We start from the raw sequence: 17256 nt of genomic DNA on the forward strand, positions 1-17256 counted from the left end.
ATCTAGTCTCTCAAGTGGTCACAACGTGCTCGAGGAGGGCTGCCCGTTCGGCCTCTCCCAGCCGCCGTTTCGCGTGCGTCTCGCCGTCCACGACGACCAGTACGGACTCCGCCCTGGCGTACACGTCCTCGGACTCGCCGCTGCGGTCCACGATCCGCGACCCGAGCGTGTACGACGACGTACCGACGGAGGCGACCCACACGTCCACGTCGTACGGCGGGTGCCGCAGGTGGATCGGCCGCAGGTAGTCAACCGTCTGGCTGACCAGCACGACCGGGTACTGCGCGAAGTAGTCCCCCGTGGTGCCCATGAGCTGCGCGAGGAACGCGATCCGGGCCTCTTGCAGGTAGTCGAAGTACCGCACGTTGTTCACATGGTCGTACGAGTCGATGTCGGACCAGCGGACCAGAATCTGGTACGTGAACGTCATGCGCCCACCAACTTGGACAGCGCCTCGCGCTCGACCGGAGTGATCCGGCGCAACCGGTTGGCGTTGAAGTCGAACGGGACCAGCCGGGTGCGGGCCTCCACATAGGTACGGCGCTCGGGCTCCGCGTCGAGGATCTCGTAGTCCACCGTGAACGACGCGGCCTTGATCTCGCTGATCCACAGCTCGATCCGGACCGGTTCAGGGCGGAACAACAGCGGCGCCCGGTACTGGACCTCGTGCCGCGCCACCAGCAGCCCGGTCTCGAGGGCGTCCGCTCCGAGCTCCTTGGCCGTGCGGAACAGGAAATCCACCCGGGCGTCCTGGAGGTAGTCGACGTACCGGCCGTTGTTCACGTGGCCGAGCGCGTCCATGTCCCCCCAGCGCAGCGGGCAATGGTAGATGTGGCGGTTTCTCATACTTTCCCCACCCCACCGCCCGGTCTGTGATGATCCACACGGCGATCATCGCATCCGGGGTACTACCGACGTGACACAGCGTGGGTAATGTCATCCCCGGCAGACCAGTGACCGATTGGAGCGGTGAATGAGCGAGCGGGTGGCGATCGTGACCGGGGCGGCCCGGGGAATCGGCGCGGCCGTCGCGCAGCGGCTCGCGAAGGACGGGAACGCCGTCGCCGTCATCGACCTCGACGAGGCCGCCTGCGACGCGACCGTGAAGGCGATCACCGAGGCCGGCGGGAAGGCGATCGGCGTCGGCGCCGACGTCAGCAAGGCCGACCAGGTCGCCGCCGCGGTCGAGCGGGTGGTGGCCGAGCTGGGCGCGCCGACGATTCTGGTCAACAACGCCGGCGTACTGCGGGACAACCTGCTGTTCAAGATGTCCGAGGACGACTGGGACACCGTCATGTCGGTCCACCTCAAGGGCAGCTTCCTGATGTCCAAGGCGGTCCAGTCACACATGGTCGACGCCGCGTACGGGCGGATCGTGTTCCTCTCCTCCACCTCCGCGCTGGGCAACCGCGGCCAGGCCAACTACGCCTCCGCGAAGGCCGGCCTGCAGGGTCTGGCCAAGACGCTGGCGATCGAGCTCGGCAAGTTCGGCGTCACCGCGAACGCGATCGCCCCGGGCTTCATCGAGACCGACATGACCGCGGCCACCGCGGCCCGGGTCGGGATGGACTTCGAGGAGTTCAAGAAGGCGAACGCGGCCGCGATCCCGGTGCAGCGGACCGGCAAGCCGGAGGACATCGCCGCCGCGGCGTCGTTCTTCTGCAGCGAGGAGGCCGGCTTCGTCTCCGGCCAGGTCCTGTACGTCGCCGGCGGACCGCGCAACTAACGGGAACTGAGGGACGGACCGATGCCGCAGACCTACACCGGAGTCGACGAAGTCGTCCACGCGGTCGGCACCCCGCTGGGCGAGACCGAGTGGCTCGAGATCACCCAGGAGCAGGTGGACCGGTTCGCCGAGGCGACCGGTGATCACCAGTGGATCCACGTCGACGTCGAGCGGGCCAAGAAGGGCCCGTACGGCGGGACGATCGCGCACGGCTACCTCACCCTGAGCCTGATCGCCCGCTTCGGCGACGAGCTCTTCAAGGTCGACGGCGTGACCGCCAAGCTCAACTACGGCGTGAACAAGGTCCGCTTCCCGGCTCCGGTCCCGGTCGGTGCGCGCGTCCGCGCCGGCGCCTCGATCTCCAACGCGGTCGAGACCCCGGCCGGCGTCCAGGTCTCCCTCAACTGGGTGATCGAGCTCGAGGGCTCCACCAAGCCCGCCTGCGTCGCCGAAACCGTCGTGTTGCTCGTCCCTTAGAGCGGGCAGATCAGGACCGCGTGGGTGGCGATCCGGTCGTAGCCGAGCCACTCGTTGACCGCGATCATCGGCGCGTTGCCGTCGTAGTTGGCGGTGTACGCCCCCTGGATGCCTGCGTCGGCGGCGCGGTGCAGGGCGGCGCTCTTCACCAGCTTGGCGAGCCCGCGACCACGGAACTCCGGCATCGTCGACGTCATCCTGGACCAGATCTTGGCGCGATCACCGTGGTTGCGGGTGAACGCGATGACCTGACCGTCGTACATCGCGGCCACACTCACCGGGCGGACCAGGTCCGCTGAGTTCCAGATGTCGGCGAGCCAGTCGTCGTACGGGTGGGAGGAGATCTTCGCGTCGCCCGGCTTGGTGCGTTGGGCGACCTCGTCCGCGGCGTGCAGCAGGCGTGGGTCGACCTCGGTGAACGGCACCAGCTTCACCCGGCTCGGGACCTCGGGGAGGTCCTGGGCCTTGCGCGGGTCGATGCCCGCGTAGTGGACCTGCCGCGTCTGCCGGTAGCCGAACCGCGCGGCCCACTGGACGCTGCTCGGGTCGGCGAACACCCGGGCCGACGTCGCCCCGGCGGCACGCAGGTCCGCGTGCGTTGCCTCCAGCAAGCGCGCGCCGATACCGCGACCGCGGTAATCCGGCCGGACCAGCAGCCGCAGCTCGCCGTCCAGCGGGTCCGAACCGTCGATCAACCCACTCGTTGCCCAGCCCACCAGTTCACCGTCGTCGAGCGCCGCGAACGCGCCTCGCCCTGGTGTGGCCGGCGTCGTCAGCCGCCGGGTCAGCGAACTCCGGGTGACCACCAGGTACGGAACGAGGGCGTCGTGCAGCGCGACCACCGCGTCGACATCCCCCGGTCTCGCTGCCCTGATTTCCATCCGATCTCCTTGGGAACTCCAACGACGAAGTCCCCCGGAACGTAACGCCCTTTCAGGTGCATACCGGAAGTAAACCGATTACAGCTCTGTCTCAGAGGGTTGTCCGATACGGCTCCCGGTACCCAGTACCCATCTAGCTGTCCAGGGTGCGCAGCAACGCGAGCTCGGTCTGGACGCGGTGGTAGCCGAGCCAGTTGTTGATGGCAAGCATCGGCCCGTTCTCGTCGTCGTTGGAGGTGTAGGCGGAGGTGATGCCGGCCGCCATGGCCCGCCGGAGCGCCACGGACTTCACCAGCTTCGCCAGGCCGCGACCGCGGTACTCCGGAACCGTGCCGGTCATGCCCGACCACATCCGGTCGCCGTCGGTCTCGACGATCGTGAACGCGGCCATCTCGTCACCGGCCATCGCCGCGACGCTGAGCGACTTGTCCATCGACGGGGCGTTCCAGATCTCGTCGAGCCACCGGTCGTACTCCATCGAGTCCATCGGCGAATCACTCGGCTCGTCCAGCGCCGCGATCGTGTCGGCCGTGTACGCCGCCCGCGGATCGACCTCGTCGAACGACACCAGCTCGATGCCCTCCGGAGTTTCCGGCTGCTCCGGCAACGACCGCAGCTCGACGCCGGCGTAGTGCATCTGCCGCGTGCCGTCGTATCCGCGGTTGCGGGCGAACTCCAGACCGTCCGGGTGGACGAACGTCCGCACGCGAATCGCGCCGACCTCGGTCAGATGCTGGTGCAACCGCTCCGCGAGCTGACTGCCGATGCCCTGCTTGCGATGGTCGGGATGTACGAAGATCGTCAGGTAGCTCTGGCCCGGCTGGCTGGTCCAGACGGTGAGTCCGGCTGCACCCCATGCGACCACCTGGCCGTCGACCTCGGCGACCAGTGGCAGGAAGCGCTCCTCGGGCCTCGCCACGGTGATGGCGTGCCGGGTCGCCGCCACCGACATCGCCTTATAGGAGTAGACCGCCCGTCGCACCGCCGTCACCGCCTCGGCGTCCTCACTCACGGCTTGCCGGATCACCACCCGCGTAGTCATGCCCCGGACCCTAGTCAGCAGCCCTTGCCCACGCCATGCATTAACAACCAGCAACGCGATCGCAACAGCGACGAGAGTCTCGTGATTCGGCTGTGTAGCAGACTCGTACTAGAGTGACGCGGTGCTGTCGGACTGATCGCCCCGACCGCCGGAAGTGCCATCGTGGTTGCACGCGACGGGGTCACCGGCGGCGGGGCGTCCGCGTTTCGCCTTGACCCTGCGTGGATGTCAGGCGTAAACAACAATCATGCAGATTACCGACGGCGCCTCGGCCGCACGCACCTTCGCCGGCCTGATGGTCTCCGACGAGCCTCGCCCGGAGTACGCCGATTCCTTCGAGCCGTTCGCCCCGCTGATCGGCAGCTGGGACCTCGACGTCGCCTGGTACGACGAGACCGGCGCCGTCACGCGCCGGACCAAGGGTGAATGGCATTTCGCCTGGGTGCTCGACGGACGCGCGGTGGCGGACATCTGGATCACGCCGAGCCGCGCCGCCCGGGCCACCGACGGCGACGGCGAGTGGGGCCTGTCGATCCGCATCTTCGATCCCGAACTGCAGGCGTTCCGTTCGACCTGGATGGGCCCGAAGGCGGCGTTCGTGATGCCGTTCATCGCGCACGCCACGGCCGACACGATCACGCTCGAGTCGCAGATCGCGAAGACCCGCTGGATGTTCACCGGCATCACCGCGACCGGCTTCCACTGGCGCAACGAGGACGAAGATGCCGACGGCAACTTCATCCTCCGCCAGACCTTCGTGGCGACCCGTCAGCCGTAGGTCGCGACCGCCGCCTCGGCCAGCCGCAGCATCCGCGTCCTGATGCCGGCCGGCTCGATCACCTCCACATCCCCCGCGAACCCGAGCAACACCCCACACGCGGCCTCCTGCACCCGGAAATGCAGCCGCAGGTGCGGCCAGTCGTCGTCGCTCGGCACGTCACGCACCACCTCCCCCGTGGCCAACATCGGCGTGGCGATCCGGCGCACCATCTCGACCCGTTCCGGCCGCACCCGCACCAGAACGTCGACCCCCACCGGCATCTGCCGCTCGAGCCCCGACCGCAGCCGCTCCCACTCCGCGCGCACGTCGAGCCCGTCGGGCCGATCCGCCAACTCGTCGAGGATGCCCGCCTGCTCGACCCGGGACACCCGATACATCCGCGCCGCCCCACGATGCGCCGCCACCAGGTACCAGCGTCCAGCCTGCTCCACCAGCCCCCACGGATCGACCGTACGGCGCTGCACGCCCTCACTGGCCGACGCGTACCGCAGGCGGACACGTCGACGCTTGACCACCGCCTGCCGCAGTACGGGCAGTGCACCGTGGTCCTCGGCCTCTGCGAACCATCGCCGCCGGTCGACGACGATCGCCCCGGACAGCGCGTCCGCATCCCCCTGCAACTCCACAGGCAGCGTCGCCGACAGCTTCCCCATCGCCGAGTGCAGCGCGTCCTGGAGCCCGAGCTCCTCCGACATCGCCGCGCGCCCCGACCACGCGAACAACGCCTGCGCCTCCCGCGGCGTCAGCTCGCTGACGTCCGCCCGGTACCCGGGCAGCAGCACACATCCCCCGTTGCGACCCCGCTCGCTGTAGACAGGTACGCCGGCAGCCGACAAGGCCTCCATGTCGCGCATGACTGTCCGCGTCGACACCTCGAGCCGCTCGCCCAGATCCCGCGCGCTCAGCCGCTCATGCCGTTGCAGCAACAGGATGATCTGCAACAACCGGTCCGCTCGCATAGCGTCAGAATATGCGACAGAAGATGTCGCATATAGCCCTCGAAGATGGTCGGCATGAACAACTTCGAAGACCCGCGACCGATGTTCGTCCGTTCCCTCGACCAGGCACAGCAACTGATGGAGTCGGTCAGCCCCGAGGAGTTCGGCCTGCCCACGCCGTGCACGGAGTACGACGTCCGCACGCTGCTCGGCCACCTGCTCACCGTGATTGGCCGCATCGACCTCGCGCTGTCAGGTGAGAACATCTTCAGCATCCCGACAGTGACCGAGACCGAGGACCTCGCCGGCGCCTGGAAGGCACGCCGGACCGCTCTGGAAGCGACGCTCGCCGAAGACGGCGTACTGGAGCGGGTCTGCCGGGTCCCGTGGGGCACGGTTTCCGGCGCCGTGGCGCTGAACTCCTATGCCCGCGAGCTCGCGACCCACTCATGGGACCTGGCGAAGGCCACCGGCCGGCTGGACGTGCTCGACGACCGCATCGCGACGTACCTGCTCCCCAAGACCAAGCAGTACCTTCCCGCCCAGCCACGCGGCGGCCAGATCCCGTTCGACGCGGTGGTGCCCGTCGCCGACGACGCCGCGCCGTACGACCAGCTGGTCGCCTGGCAGGGCCGTCAGCCTTAGACGATCCCGCCGTTCAGGGTCCGTCCGCCGTCGATGGTGATGGTCTGGCCGGTGATCCACGACGCCTCGTCGGACAGCAGGAACCACACCAGCGAGGCAACGTCCTCCGGCCGGCCCAGCCGGCCCAACGGGTACGTCGACGCGACCTTGTCCTCACGTCCTTCGTAGAGGGCTCCGGCGAACTTGGTCTTGACCACCGCCGGAGCCACTGCGTTCACCCGGATCTCCGGAGCGAGCTCGACAGCCAGCTCCTGCGTCACGCGGGACACCATCGCCTTGGTCGCGCCGTACCACCCGATGCCCGGTGACGGCGCCAGACCGGCCACCGAGGACAGGTTGACCACCGCTCCGCCATGCGCCCGCATCCACGCGTCGCGACAGGCCTTCACCCACGAGATCGCGGCCAGCACATTCGTGTCGACCATCTTGGCCGCTACCGCCTGGTCGACGTCGAGCAGCTTGCCGTAGATCGGATTGATGCCGGTGTTGTTCACCAGCAGATCCACGGAGCCGTACGTCGCCACCGCCGCGGCAACGACCGCGCCGCGATGTGCACCGTCGGCTGCGTTACCTGCGATCGCCAACGCGTGCTGACGTCCGCCCAGCGTCTTCACAGCCTCGTCGAGTGTTTCCTGGGTCCGGCCGGTGATGACGACCCGCGCACCGTCGGCCACCAGCCGCTGTGCGACCGCCAGCCCGATCCCGCGGGACGCTCCGGTGACGATCGCCGTACGGTTCTCCAGCGTCATCAGCTGAGACGCTCAAGGACGACCGCCATACCCTGACCGCCGCCGACGCACATGGTCTCGAGGCCGAACTGCTTGTCCTCGAACTGCAGCCCGTTCACCAGCGTGGTCATGATCCGCGCACCGGTCGACCCGAACGGGTGGCCGAGCGCGATCGCACCGCCGTGCACGTTGAGCTTGTCCTCGTCGATCCTGAGCTCGCGCGCCGAACCGATCACCTGGACCGCGAACGCCTCGTTGATCTCGACCAGGTCGATGTCGTTGATGCTCATCCCGGCCCGGGCCAGCGCCTGCTTCGACGCCTCGACCGGACCGAGGCCCATGATCTCCGGCGACAGACCGCTCACGCCGGTCGACACGATCCGCGCGAGCGGTGTCAGGCCGAGCTCGCGAGCCTTGGTGTCGCTCATGATCACGACCGCCGCGGCGCCGTCGTTCAACGGGCAGCAGTTGCCGGCCGTGACGGTGCCGTCGGGACGGAACACCGGCTTCAGCCCACTGACACCCTCGAGCGTCGTACCGGCCCGCGGCCCGTCGTCCTTGCTCACGACAGTCCCGTCCGGCAGCGTCACCGGGACGATCTCGCGCTCGAAGAAGCCGTTGCCGATCGCCTTCTCGGCCAGGTTCTGCGAGCGCACGCCGAACACGTCCTGCTCGGCCCGGGTGATACCCCGCAGCGTCGCGACGTTCTCCGCCGTCTGCCCCATCGAGATGTAGATGTCCGGGATCTGCCCGTCCGCGCGCGGGTCGTGCCAGGTGTCGTTGGTCTCGGCGTACTTCTCGGTCCGCTGCACCGCGTCGGTGAAGACCGGGTTGAACGAGCTCGGGTCGCCGACCCCGGCCGACCCGAAGTTCTTGTACCGCGAGACGCACTCGACGCCGGCGCTGACGAAGATGTCGCCCTCACCGGACCTGATCGCGTGGAAGGCCATCCGCGCGGTCTGCGTCGACGACGCGCAGAACCGGTTCACCGTGGTCGCCGGCGTGTTGTCCCACCCGAGCTGCACCGCGACCCGGCGGGCCATGTTGCCGCCGTGCTCGTCGTGCGGCTCGGCGCACCCGAGCGCGAGATCCTCGATCTGGTCCCCGGTCAGCCCGATCTTCTCGGTCGCCGCCTTGATCATCTGTACGGCGAGGTCGTCCGGCCGGATCGTGGTCAGCGATCCCTTGTACGCGCGGCCGATCGGCGAGCGCGCCGTGGACACGATGACTGCTTCAGGCATTTCCGGTCGTCCTTCCTACAGGCCGAGGTCGCGGCCGATGAGTTCCTTCATGATCTCGTTCGAGCCGGCCCAGATCTTCGTCACCCGGGCGTCGCGCCAGGCGCGGGCGACCCGGTACTCGTTCATGTAGCCGTAGCCGCCGTGCAACTGGACGCAGGCGTCCAGCACTTCGTTCTGCACGTGGGCGCTCCACCACTTCGTCTTCGCGGCGTCCACCGCGGACAGCCGGTCCTCGTCGTGCGCGACCACGCCGTTGTCGACGTACGCCTGCGTGACCTCGACCTTGGTGACGAGCTCGGCGATCAGGAACTTGTTGTACTGGAACGAGCCGACGGACTGGCCGAACGCCTTGCGCTGCTTCACGTACTCGATCGTCTCGTCGAGGATCTGGGTCGCGTGGGCGATGTTCGACACGGCGGCGCCGATCCGCTCCTGCGCCAGCCGCTCCATCATGTGGATGAAGCCGCGGTCCAGCTCGCCGAGCACGTTGTCGTCAGCGATGAACAGGTCCTCGAAGAACAGCTCCGACGTACCCGACTCGGTCTGGCCGACCTTGTCCAGCTTGCGGCCGCGGGCGAAGCCCTCCATCCCCTCCTCGACGACGAACAGCGTGATGCCCTTCGCGCCCCTGGACGGGTCGGTGCGGGCGGCGACGATGACCAGATCGGCCATGTCGCCGTTGGTGATGAAGGTCTTGGAGCCGTTCAGCACCCAGCCGCCGTCGGCCTTCTTCGCGGTCGTCTTCAGCGCGGCGAGATCGGAACCGCCCGACGGCTCGGTCATCCCGATCGCGGCGACGTACTCACCGGAGCAGAACTTGGGCAGCCAGCGCTGCTTCTGCTCCTCGGTGCCGAGGTCCACGAAGTACGGCGCGGCGCAGTCGTAGTGGATGCCGAAGCAGCTCGACAGCGACGCCGAGACCTTCGACACCTCCTCGGCGAAGACCTGGTTGAACCGGTAGTCGCCGACGCTGGAACCGCCGTACTCCTCCGGCACGTCCAGGCCGAGGAAGCCCTGCTTGCCGGCCTCCAGCCAGGCAGCCCGGTCGATCGTCTTCTCTTCGAGGAACTGCTCCATCCGCGGCACCAGCGAGCGATCGCAGTACTCCTTCGCACTCGCTCGGAATGCGTGGTGGTCCTCGTTGAAGATGACGCGCTGCATCTAGGCCTCCCCAAGGTGTGAGATGCGTGGCTAAGCGCTTGCTTAGCTTCACGCGTTTGGTGCAAGGTGTCAACGTGTCCGCAGTCACCAGTCCCCTGGTTTGGGAGCATGTCCAGCCGGCCGCCGCGCGCCGGCTGCTGACCGGCGCCGTCGACGCGTTCGCCGAGCGGGGCTACCAGGCCACCACGACCCGCGACATCGCGTCCCGGGCCGGGATGAGCCCGGCCGCGCTGTACGTGCACTACCCGTCGAAGGAGCGCCTGCTCTTCGAGATCAGCCTCTACGGCCACAACGCAGCCCTGGAGGTACTCCGCTCCGCCGACGCCGGCTCGACGCCCGCCGACCGGCTGCGTGCGCTGGTCGCGGCGTTCACGGCCTGGCACGCCGAGCACCACACCATCGCCCGCGTGGTCCAGTACGAGCTGGCCGCCTTGACGCCGGAGCACCTCGCCGAGGTGGCGGTCATCCGCCGAGCGATCTCGACACAGATCGAGCAGGTGCTGGCCGACGGCGTACGTGACGGCTCCTTCGCCGTCGACGACCTCCCCGGTACGACGCTCGCCGTACTCTCGCTGTCGATCGACGTGGCGCGCTGGTACACGCCGCACCGCGGCGACCCAGCGGCTCTGGGCAAGCTGTACGCCGACCTCGCGCACCGGATGGTCCTCAGCTGAGCCGGATGTCCTTCCCCCGCACGGTGACCTGACCTGCGTCGACGAGATGACGCAACGCTCGACTCACAGTGACTCGAGTGAGTCCTAGCTCGTCAGCCAAACCAGACTGGCCGTTTGGGAGCCGCGCGCTTCCGGTGTGGTCCGCCAGCAGCTTCAGACGTTGCAGCACGCGTTGTGGCGCGCTGTCCGTCGCCGCAGTCAGATAGTCGGTCCGCACTCGGTTGGCCTGCGTCGCGAGGTGGAGTGCGGTCTGCAGCGCGACTGATGCCTCGGTCTGGAACAGCTCGACGAAGATCTCCCGTGGCAGGTACCGAATCACCGCGTCCTCGATCACCGTCCAGGTGAACAGCTGATTGGTTGCGGCGATCGCAGTCGCCTTGTCGATCACCACCGGCGCCGTGTCGGTGCGTACGTGCGCCTGCCGCCCGGACTCCGCATGACGGTACGCAGCAACCTGACCCGCGTGGACGACGAAGAGCTGCTCGACCGGTGCGCCCTCGACCGCCAGCACCGTGCCGCGGGTGACGCGCTGGATTCTCGTCCGGAGTTCGAGGTCACGGCAGACGTCCGCGCCGAGACCCGCGAAGACGGGCACGTCCATCAGCCGATAGTCGTCCACAGCAACCATTGTGATGTATCAACTGATACGGACGGCCGGCGCCGAGGTTCTTAGGGTGCTCGACGTGGAGCATTCACTGGCGCTGATCGCCCTCGTGCTGCTGGTGGCTGCGAGTCTGCAGTCGAGCACCGGATTCGGCTTCGGTCTACTGAGCGCACCGGTCTTGTCGGCGTTCCTCGGTCCGGTGCCCGCGGTGACTACAGTCACCATCGTCGGGGCGGTCGTGGACTCCCTGACGTTGTTCGGCAACCGCACTCGGCCACGACCGTCGCTGCCCGATGTCCGGATCGTTTCCTTGGCCGCCGTACCCGGCATCGCCATCGGGACACTGCTGCTCGCAAGGCTGCCGAGCCGCATCCTCCAGCTCGCCATTGCGGCCAGCGTGGTTGTGGCGGTCATACTCAGGCTCAGGCCTCGCAGGCTGGCCGAGATACGTCACTGGTGGTTCGGACCGGTCACCGGATTGGCGTGGGGTGCGCTGAGCGCAGCGACTACCGCCGGCGGACCACCGCTGCTGATCTACCTGATGCATCGCTTCAAGGATCCGCGGACGATCCGGGACACGATCGTCACCACCAACCTGGTCCGGTTGCCGCTCTCGTTGGTCTTGCTCGCCCTGACCGGCGCCTGGCGTCCGCCCTCGGGCCTGCCGCTCCTGATCGGCGCCGGCGTCTGCGGCTGGGCGCTCGGCAAGTTCGTCTTCCGAGCCCTGACCCCACAGCGCTACGAGCGTGCGCTGCTGATCCTGCTGATGGTGACGGCCGCCTTGACGGCCTTCGCCGCCTTCCGATGAAAGGGAACCCGATGTGGTGGCACACCGGCGCGATCTACCAGATCTACCCACGCTCCTTCGCCGACAGCAACGGCGACGGCATCGGGGACCTGGCCGGTATCACCGCCCACCTCGGCTACCTGGCCGACCTGGGCGTCGCCGCGATCTGGCTCTCGCCGTTCTACCCGTCCCCGATGGACGACTTCGGGTACGACGTGACCGACCACACCGGCGTCGATCCGATCTTCGGGACCGTGGCCGACGCCGTGACTCTGATCGAGACAGCCCATCGCTACGGCCTTCGCGTGCTCGTCGACTTCATCCCGAACCACACCTCGTACCGGCATCCCTGGTTCGACGCATCACGCGCGCGGACCGATCACACCGATTGGTACTACTGGCGCGATCCTGCGCCCGACGGCGGTCCGCCGAACAACTGGCTGTCCCTGTTCGGCGGTTCGGCGTGGACCTTCGAGGCGGGACGTGGCCAGTACTACTACCACGCGTACCTGCCCGAGCAGCCCGACCTCAACTGGCGCAATCCGCAGGTACGCGAGGCGCAGTACGACGTACTCTGCGCCTGGCTCGAACGCGGCGTCGACGGCTTCCGGATCGACGCCTTCCGCCAACTGCTGATGGATCCGCAGTGGCGGGACAACCCACCCAATCCTGACTGGCAGCCCGGCGACGATCCGTACCTGTCGCTGCTACCGATCCACTCCACCGACCAGCCCGACATCACCGAGGTCATCGCGGAACTGCGATCGGTCGTCGGCCCCGAAACGGTGCTGACCGCGGAGCTGTACCTGCCACTCGACAAGCTCATGCGCTACCACCCGGGCATCGACCTGCCGTCCAACACCCACCTGCTGTCTGGCCCGTGGACTCCAGCCGCTGTCGCCGCGATCGCCGACGAGTACGAGCGAGTCCTACCGCCCGGCGCCTGGCCGAATTGGACGACCGGCAACCACGACCGTACGCGGATCGCCAGCCGCGTCGGCTCCGCACAGGCCCGCGTCGCCGCCATGCTCCTGCTCACGCTCCGCGGCACGCCGATCCTCTACTACGGCGAAGAGCTCGGGATGTCCGACATCCCCGTTGTACAACCGAGCGACCCCGTCGGAAGGGATCCGGAGCGGACACCGATGCGCTGGACAGCCGAACGCCACGTGGGCTTCTGTCCGGACGACGTGACTCCTTGGCTCCCCACACAGCCGCATCCGCCCGCCATCGACGTCACCACCGAGCACGAGGCGGATGACTCGATGCTGTCCCTCTACCGCACGTCGCTGCGACTGCGGCAGACCTCGGCGGCACTCCGCTCGGGCTCCTACCGAACGGTGCTCGCCTCAGACGACGTGCTCGTCTACGAGCGCCGTACCGCCGAATCGGCCGTCTGGATCGCGCTGAACTTCTCCGACCACGTGCAGCCTCTCGAGCTACCAGGAGCCCGGGGGTTGTTGTCGACATACGGCGACGCACAGCTGGGGAGACTGCGTCCCAACGAAGGGATTGTTGTGGACATGCCAACGGGCCGGTGATCTCTCACCGGCCCGTTCGAGCAGATCAGGCCTGCAGCGCAGCCTGGACGTCGAGGTGGATGTCCACCTTGTCACCGATCAGCAGCTTGCCGCCCTCGAGCGGCACGTTGAAGTCGATGCCCCACTCCTTGCGGCTGATCGAGGTGGAGGCCTCGAAGCCGATGATGGTCTGGCCGTAGGCGTTCTGGTCGACGCCGAGGAACTCGACGGCCAGCTCGATCGGCTTGGTGACGTTCTTGATGGTCAGCTCGCCGGCCAGGACGTAGTCGTCGCCCTCGGGCTTGATGGCGGTGCTGACGAAGGTCATCTTCGGGCTGTTCTCGGCGTCGAAGAAGTCGCCGGAGCGCAGGTGCCCGTCGCGCTGCTCGCTGCGGGTGTGCACGGAGCCCAGGTCGACCGAGACATTCGTCACGGAGTCCTCGATGGTGTCCTTGACGTGGATCTCGCCGCTGAACTCCTGGAACGTGCCGCGGACCTTGGTCATCAGGTGGCGGACGGTGAAGCCGATCTCGCTGTGGGCGGCGTCGAGGGAGTACGTGCCGGCGACCAGACCGGGGATGGTGCTGGTCAGGGTGCCGGTGGTGGTGTCGCTCATGGGGTCCTCTCGGGAAGGTGTGCGTACTGGTCGGGGGCGACGCAGCCGGGTCTATAGTTAAAACTTCAACCGTTGGCTACGACAGTAGGCAGTAACGGTTTAAAAGTCAACTACATTCCCGGTACACTGTTCCCGTGACGACGATGGAGACTGGGACTCGGTGGCTCAGCCCCGAGCAGCAGGTGGCGTGGCGTGCGTACCTGCTGGGCACCGCACGCCTGATGGCCAAGCTCGACGACGACCTGCGCCGGTTCGGTCTCGGCATCAACGACTACGAGATCCTGGTCCGGCTCTCCGAGTCGCCCGAACGGCGGCTCCGGATGGCCGATCTGGCCGACCGGCTGCACCAGAGCCGGTCGCGCCTGACCCACACGGTCGGCCGCCTCGAGGCCGCCGACCTGGTGCGCCGGACGTCGTGCACCAGCGACAAGCGGGGCGTCTGGGCCGAGCTGACCGAGTCGGGCTTCGCCCTGCTCGAGCAGGCCGCGCCGTACCACGTCGAGGGCGTCCGGGAGAACCTGGTCGACCTCGCCAGCTCCGAGGACTTCGCCGCCGTCGGGCGCGTGTTCGACTCGGTCTCGGAGCACATCGGGCAGCGCTGAGGAGCATTCATCATCAGGCCGCCGGGCCGGGCGTGATCTCCAGGGTCAGCTCGTCCCGGTCGGCGCCGCGGTAGGCCATCATCGAGTCGCGCATCCGCCGCTTGACCGGCGGCAGGTGGTTCACCGTGCGCATCGCCGTACGCATGCCGGCCAGCGCGACGCGCCCCACCACCGGCTTGTGCACCGGGTCGGCCGACGTCATCTGCGCCCGCGACTTGATCACGGCGTCGAATCCGTACTCGATCATCTTGGTCTCGTACTCGTTGACGGCCGGGATCAGCTCCTGCCGGCCGTCGCGTACGTCGATCAACTTGCGGCACAGGTTGACGGCGTCGCGGAGCGCGGTGTTCGCGCCCACGCCGCGGCCCGGCGTCATGGTGTGGATCGCGTCGCCGAGCAGCGTCACGTTCGTGGTCTTCCACGGGTCGAGCGGGACCGAGGTCCAGATGTTCACCGGGAAGCAGGTGCCCGGATCGGTCAGCTCGAACAGCCGGCGCAGGTTCGGGTGCCAGCCCGGGGTGGCCTCCAGCGCGACCTTGACGAGCTCCTCGCCGCTCATCTTCATGATGTTCGCCGGCAGCTTGTCCATGGTCGCGGACAGACCCCAGTTGATGTAGTCGCGGGTGTTGTCGAACTGCAGACCCGGCCAGCGCCGGATGAGCTCCTCGGTGCTTCCGCCGATCCCGCTCTTCACGCGACCGTCGCGGTCCCACTGGAACTCCATCACGTGCAGGATGCACGCGAACCCGCGTGGCGCGGTGACGATCGAGATGCCCTCGAACACCTTCGGCGACACCAACGCGGCGCTCTCCGCGGTGATCGGCAGCTTGCCCGCGATCGCGACGATCCCGGTCTCCTCGGTCTTCGCCTGCGGCAGGTACTGACGGCGCACCCGCGATCCTGACCCGTCGGCGGCGACGAGCAGATCGCCGGTGGCACTCGTACCGTCGGCGAAGTACGCCGTCACCTGGTCGCCGTGCTGCTCGAACCGGGTGAACTCCTTGCCGAACTCGACGACGTCGTCCAACCCGGTCAGCAGCACCTGGCGAAGCGTCATCCGGCTGATCGACTTCTCACTCTCGACCGGGTCCGTCGACGCCGGGATCTCCATCGAGAGGACCTCCTTGAGGTCCTCGGTCAGCATGTTGAAGTACTTCGGATCGCGCGCCTTCGTCGCCACGAACGTGTCGTACAGCTCCTTCGGCAGCAGCGCATGCAGCGCACGGCTGCCGTCCGGGTCGATGCCGACCCGGTATCCGTGCAGACCGTCGGTCCGGAGCACGTCGCGCTCGAACACGGTCACGCCGATGCCGGCCCGCGTCAGGCCGTGCGCCAGCGCGAGTCCGCCGGTCCCGCCACCGATCACCAATACCTTCATTTTGTCTCGTCCCTTCAAGTATCTTGGTAATCCGAGTATCTTGGAGATCCGAGAGAAATGCAAGCCCTATGCTGAGGCGGACCATGACCAGTACTCGTGAAGAGCTCACCGGCGAGATCCAGGGGCGCCTGATCCGATTCATCGCCGAAGCGGTGCTGTACAACCACGCCGTGTCGGCCAAGGTCGGCCTCGGCGCGAGCGACTCGCAGTTCATGACGTTGCTGCAGACGTACGGCCCGCTGACGCCGCGGCAGCTCGCCGAGCGCACCGGCCTGACCTCAGGCACGGTCACCGGCGTGATCGACCGGCTCGAGTCTCACGGCTTCGTCAGCCGCAAGCCCGATCCGGGCGACCGCCGCAAGGTGGTCGTCACGCCGTCGTTCGAGGCGATCCAGGACAAGCTCGTCCCGCTGTACGCCGACCAGGGCAAGCGGATGCACGGCGTACTCGCGAGCCGCAGCGTCGAGGAGCTCAGGACGATCTCCGCGTTCCTCGCCGACTCGATCGCTGAAGCCGGGAGCTAAAGCGTTTGAGCCTGCCGGCTGGTTTCGGGAACCTTTTCCGCGTGACGGATTCTCACCAAGACGGCCGGGCCGGCATCGACGCGACGCTGGTACGGCGACTGATCGAGCAGCAGTTCCCGCAGTGGGCCGACCTTCCGGTGACTCCGGTCAAGGTCGACGGCTGGGACAACCGGACGTACCGCCTGGGCACCGACCTGACCGCGCGTCTCCCCACGGCGTCCGCCTATGTGGCCGCGGTGGACAAGGAGCACACTTGGCTGCCAGTTCTCGCGCCGCTGCTGCCGGTGGAGATCCCGACAGCCGTAGCCAAGGGCGCGCCGGGCTTCGGTTATCCACATCCCTGGGCCATCCGGCGATGGATCTCAGGTGAGACAGCGTCGTCCGACACCGTTGGCGATCTGGATGAATTCGCCCGGTCGATCGCGGACTTCATCCTGGCGCTGCAGAGCGTCGACGCCACCGGCGGACCGCTGGCCGGCGAGCACAGCTTCTACCGCGGCGCATCACTGCAGCACTACCACGACGAGACGATCGAGGCCCTCGCTGTACTGAAGGGCCGCATCGACGCGGACCTCGCGGGTGAGGTGTGGGATGCAGCTCTGGCCTCAGTGTGGGACCGGCCGCCGGTGTGGTTCCACGGCGACATCGCGAGCGGCAATCTGCTCGTCCAGGACGGTCGCCTGTCCGCCGTCATCGACTTCGGCACATCCGGCGTCGGCGATCCGGCGTGCGACCTGGTCATCGCCTACACGTTCTTCTCCGGCACCTCCCGCGCGGCCTTCCGCGAGGCGGTGGCTCAGGACTCCGCCATGTGGGCCCGAGCCCGCGGATGGGCCCTCTGGAAGGCCCTGATCACCTCAGACCTCCCGGTCGTGCAGACCGTCCTGGACGACTACGTGGCACAAAAGCACTAACGCACGGCCGTCAGGAC

21 protein-coding genes are annotated in these 17256 nt (G+C 67.8%); 10 read left to right on the plus strand and 11 right to left on the minus strand.

Annotation, left to right across the window (positions count from 1 at the left end; all coding sequences use genetic code 11):
* Positions 1-10 precede the first annotated feature (10 nt).
* Positions 11-430, minus strand: a complete 420-nt coding sequence (locus ACIA58_RS17415; protein ID WP_396404665.1) for an acyl-CoA thioesterase — start codon at positions 428-430, stop codon at positions 11-13.
* Positions 427-846, minus strand: coding sequence for an acyl-CoA thioesterase (locus ACIA58_RS17420; RefSeq protein ID WP_396404666.1), 420 nt, complete (start codon positions 844-846; stop codon positions 427-429). Before ACIA58_RS17420 ends, ACIA58_RS17415 begins: the two co-directional genes overlap by 4 nt.
* Positions 847-973: 127 nt before the next feature.
* Between ACIA58_RS17420 and fabG the strand changes: the two genes are divergently transcribed.
* Positions 974-1726, plus strand: a complete 753-nt coding sequence (fabG, locus tag ACIA58_RS17425; protein ID WP_396404667.1) for a 3-oxoacyl-ACP reductase FabG — start codon at positions 974-976, stop codon at positions 1724-1726.
* A 21-nt stretch (positions 1727-1747) separates the two neighbouring features.
* Positions 1748-2203: a MaoC family dehydratase gene (locus ACIA58_RS17430; RefSeq protein ID WP_396404668.1), complete on the plus strand. Its 456-nt coding sequence runs from the start codon at positions 1748-1750 to the stop codon at positions 2201-2203.
* On the opposite strand, the gene ACIA58_RS17435 is transcribed toward ACIA58_RS17430, so the two are convergent.
* Positions 2200-3084: a GNAT family N-acetyltransferase gene (locus ACIA58_RS17435; RefSeq protein ID WP_396404669.1), complete on the minus strand. Its 885-nt coding sequence runs from the start codon at positions 3082-3084 to the stop codon at positions 2200-2202. The genes ACIA58_RS17430 and ACIA58_RS17435 overlap by 4 nt on opposite strands.
* Before the next feature lie 133 nt (positions 3085-3217).
* Positions 3218-4126: a GNAT family N-acetyltransferase gene (locus tag ACIA58_RS17440; RefSeq protein ID WP_396404670.1), complete on the minus strand. Its 909-nt coding sequence runs from the start codon at positions 4124-4126 to the stop codon at positions 3218-3220.
* A 247-nt stretch (positions 4127-4373) separates the two neighbouring features.
* On the opposite strand from ACIA58_RS17440, the gene ACIA58_RS17445 reads away from it, so the two are divergent.
* Positions 4374-4904, plus strand: a complete 531-nt coding sequence (locus ACIA58_RS17445) for a hypothetical protein (protein WP_396404671.1) — start codon at positions 4374-4376, stop codon at positions 4902-4904.
* Here the strand turns inward: ACIA58_RS17445 and ACIA58_RS17450 are convergent.
* Positions 4895-5866 carry a helix-turn-helix transcriptional regulator gene (locus tag ACIA58_RS17450; RefSeq protein WP_396404672.1) on the minus strand — a complete coding sequence of 324 codons (972 nt, stop codon included), beginning with the start codon at positions 5864-5866 and terminating at the stop codon, positions 4895-4897. The genes ACIA58_RS17445 and ACIA58_RS17450 overlap by 10 nt on opposite strands.
* A gap of 54 nt (positions 5867-5920) precedes the next feature.
* Here ACIA58_RS17450 and ACIA58_RS17455 point away from each other — a divergent pair, with 54 nt between their 5' ends.
* Positions 5921-6490 (plus strand): TIGR03086 family metal-binding protein, encoded by a 570-nt coding sequence (locus ACIA58_RS17455; RefSeq protein ID WP_396404673.1) that lies wholly within the window; start codon positions 5921-5923, stop codon positions 6488-6490.
* Here ACIA58_RS17455 and ACIA58_RS17460 read toward each other — a convergent pair.
* Genes ACIA58_RS17460 through ACIA58_RS17470 form a run of 3 tightly spaced genes read right to left on the minus strand, consistent with a single transcriptional unit; the run spans position 6487 to position 9620 of the window.
* Positions 6487-7239, minus strand: coding sequence for an SDR family oxidoreductase (locus ACIA58_RS17460; RefSeq protein WP_396404674.1), 753 nt, complete (start codon positions 7237-7239; stop codon positions 6487-6489). The genes ACIA58_RS17455 and ACIA58_RS17460 overlap by 4 nt on opposite strands.
* Entirely contained in the window at positions 7239-8459 is a 1221-nt protein-coding gene (locus tag ACIA58_RS17465; RefSeq protein WP_396404675.1) for an acetyl-CoA C-acetyltransferase, read from the minus strand. The genes ACIA58_RS17460 and ACIA58_RS17465 overlap by 1 nt, the downstream gene beginning before the upstream one ends.
* A gap of 15 nt (positions 8460-8474) precedes the next feature.
* Entirely contained in the window at positions 8475-9620 is a 1146-nt protein-coding gene (locus ACIA58_RS17470) for an acyl-CoA dehydrogenase family protein (RefSeq protein WP_396404676.1), read from the minus strand.
* Between the two features lie 74 nt (positions 9621-9694).
* Here ACIA58_RS17470 and ACIA58_RS17475 point away from each other — a divergent pair, with 74 nt between their 5' ends.
* Positions 9695-10294 carry a TetR/AcrR family transcriptional regulator gene (locus tag ACIA58_RS17475; RefSeq protein WP_396404677.1) on the plus strand — a complete coding sequence of 200 codons (600 nt, stop codon included), beginning with the start codon at positions 9695-9697 and terminating at the stop codon, positions 10292-10294.
* Here the strand turns inward: ACIA58_RS17475 and ACIA58_RS17480 are convergent.
* A complete protein-coding gene (locus ACIA58_RS17480) occupies positions 10287-10913 on the minus strand; it encodes a Crp/Fnr family transcriptional regulator (RefSeq protein WP_396404678.1) in 627 nt (208 codons plus the stop codon). The two genes, ACIA58_RS17475 and ACIA58_RS17480, sit on opposite strands and share 8 nt — an antisense overlap.
* A gap of 64 nt (positions 10914-10977) precedes the next feature.
* Between ACIA58_RS17480 and ACIA58_RS17485 the strand changes: the two genes are divergently transcribed.
* Positions 10978-11706: a sulfite exporter TauE/SafE family protein gene (locus ACIA58_RS17485; RefSeq protein ID WP_396404679.1), complete on the plus strand. Its 729-nt coding sequence runs from the start codon at positions 10978-10980 to the stop codon at positions 11704-11706.
* 11 nt (positions 11707-11717) lie between these two features.
* A complete protein-coding gene (locus ACIA58_RS17490) occupies positions 11718-13226 on the plus strand; it encodes an alpha-amylase family glycosyl hydrolase (protein ID WP_396404680.1) in 1509 nt (502 codons plus the stop codon).
* 25 nt (positions 13227-13251) lie between these two features.
* Here the strand turns inward: ACIA58_RS17490 and ACIA58_RS17495 are convergent, their stop codons facing one another.
* Positions 13252-13821, minus strand: coding sequence for a YceI family protein (locus tag ACIA58_RS17495; RefSeq protein WP_396404681.1), 570 nt, complete (start codon positions 13819-13821; stop codon positions 13252-13254).
* Between the two features lie 143 nt (positions 13822-13964).
* On the opposite strand from ACIA58_RS17495, the gene ACIA58_RS17500 reads away from it, so the two are divergent.
* Entirely contained in the window at positions 13965-14423 is a 459-nt protein-coding gene (locus tag ACIA58_RS17500) for a MarR family winged helix-turn-helix transcriptional regulator (protein ID WP_396404992.1), read from the plus strand.
* A gap of 13 nt (positions 14424-14436) precedes the next feature.
* Here ACIA58_RS17500 and ACIA58_RS17505 read toward each other — a convergent pair whose 3' ends face one another.
* Entirely contained in the window at positions 14437-15801 is a 1365-nt protein-coding gene (locus ACIA58_RS17505) for an FAD-dependent oxidoreductase (protein WP_396404682.1), read from the minus strand.
* A gap of 83 nt (positions 15802-15884) precedes the next feature.
* On the opposite strand from ACIA58_RS17505, the gene ACIA58_RS17510 reads away from it, so the two are divergent.
* Both ACIA58_RS17510 and ACIA58_RS17515 read left to right on the plus strand, forming a co-directional pair.
* Entirely contained in the window at positions 15885-16325 is a 441-nt protein-coding gene (locus ACIA58_RS17510; protein ID WP_396404683.1) for a MarR family winged helix-turn-helix transcriptional regulator, read from the plus strand.
* 41 nt (positions 16326-16366) lie between these two features.
* The gene (locus tag ACIA58_RS17515; protein ID WP_396404684.1) at positions 16367-17239 is read left to right on the plus strand and encodes an aminoglycoside phosphotransferase family protein; all 873 of its coding nucleotides are present in this window, start codon (positions 16367-16369) and stop codon (positions 17237-17239) included.
* The last annotated feature ends 17 nt before the right edge of the window (positions 17240-17256 follow it).

The organism is Kribbella sp. NPDC051586 (genome assembly GCF_044453965.1).
GTDB lineage: Bacteria > Actinomycetota > Actinomycetes > Propionibacteriales > Kribbellaceae > Kribbella.

Excerpts from the sequence above, each read along its gene's own strand:
- ACIA58_RS17415 (WP_396404665.1), bottom strand. The coding sequence starts at position 430 with ATGACGTTCACGTACCAGATTCTGGTCCGCTGGTCCGACATCGACTCG.
- ACIA58_RS17420 (WP_396404666.1), bottom strand. The coding sequence starts at position 846 with ATGAGAAACCGCCACATCTACCATTGCCCGCTGCGCTGGGGGGACATG.
- fabG (WP_396404667.1), top strand. The coding sequence starts at position 974 with ATGAGCGAGCGGGTGGCGATCGTGACCGGGGCGGCCCGGGGAATCGGC.
- ACIA58_RS17430 (WP_396404668.1), top strand. The coding sequence starts at position 1,748 with ATGCCGCAGACCTACACCGGAGTCGACGAAGTCGTCCACGCGGTCGGC.
- ACIA58_RS17435 (WP_396404669.1), bottom strand. The coding sequence starts at position 3,084 with ATGGAAATCAGGGCAGCGAGACCGGGGGATGTCGACGCGGTGGTCGCG.
- ACIA58_RS17440 (WP_396404670.1), bottom strand. The coding sequence starts at position 4,126 with ATGACTACGCGGGTGGTGATCCGGCAAGCCGTGAGTGAGGACGCCGAG.
- ACIA58_RS17445 (WP_396404671.1), top strand. The coding sequence starts at position 4,374 with ATGCAGATTACCGACGGCGCCTCGGCCGCACGCACCTTCGCCGGCCTG.
- ACIA58_RS17450 (WP_396404672.1), bottom strand. The coding sequence starts at position 5,866 with ATGCGAGCGGACCGGTTGTTGCAGATCATCCTGTTGCTGCAACGGCAT.
- ACIA58_RS17455 (WP_396404673.1), top strand. The coding sequence starts at position 5,921 with ATGAACAACTTCGAAGACCCGCGACCGATGTTCGTCCGTTCCCTCGAC.
- ACIA58_RS17460 (WP_396404674.1), bottom strand. The coding sequence starts at position 7,239 with ATGACGCTGGAGAACCGTACGGCGATCGTCACCGGAGCGTCCCGCGGG.
- ACIA58_RS17465 (WP_396404675.1), bottom strand. The coding sequence starts at position 8,459 with ATGCCTGAAGCAGTCATCGTGTCCACGGCGCGCTCGCCGATCGGCCGC.
- ACIA58_RS17470 (WP_396404676.1), bottom strand. The coding sequence starts at position 9,620 with ATGCAGCGCGTCATCTTCAACGAGGACCACCACGCATTCCGAGCGAGT.
- ACIA58_RS17490 (WP_396404680.1), top strand. The coding sequence starts at position 11,718 with ATGTGGTGGCACACCGGCGCGATCTACCAGATCTACCCACGCTCCTTC.
- ACIA58_RS17495 (WP_396404681.1), bottom strand. The coding sequence starts at position 13,821 with ATGAGCGACACCACCACCGGCACCCTGACCAGCACCATCCCCGGTCTG.
- ACIA58_RS17500 (WP_396404992.1), top strand. The coding sequence starts at position 13,965 with ATGGAGACTGGGACTCGGTGGCTCAGCCCCGAGCAGCAGGTGGCGTGG.
- ACIA58_RS17505 (WP_396404682.1), bottom strand. The coding sequence starts at position 15,801 with ATGAAGGTATTGGTGATCGGTGGCGGGACCGGCGGACTCGCGCTGGCG.
- ACIA58_RS17510 (WP_396404683.1), top strand. The coding sequence starts at position 15,885 with ATGACCAGTACTCGTGAAGAGCTCACCGGCGAGATCCAGGGGCGCCTG.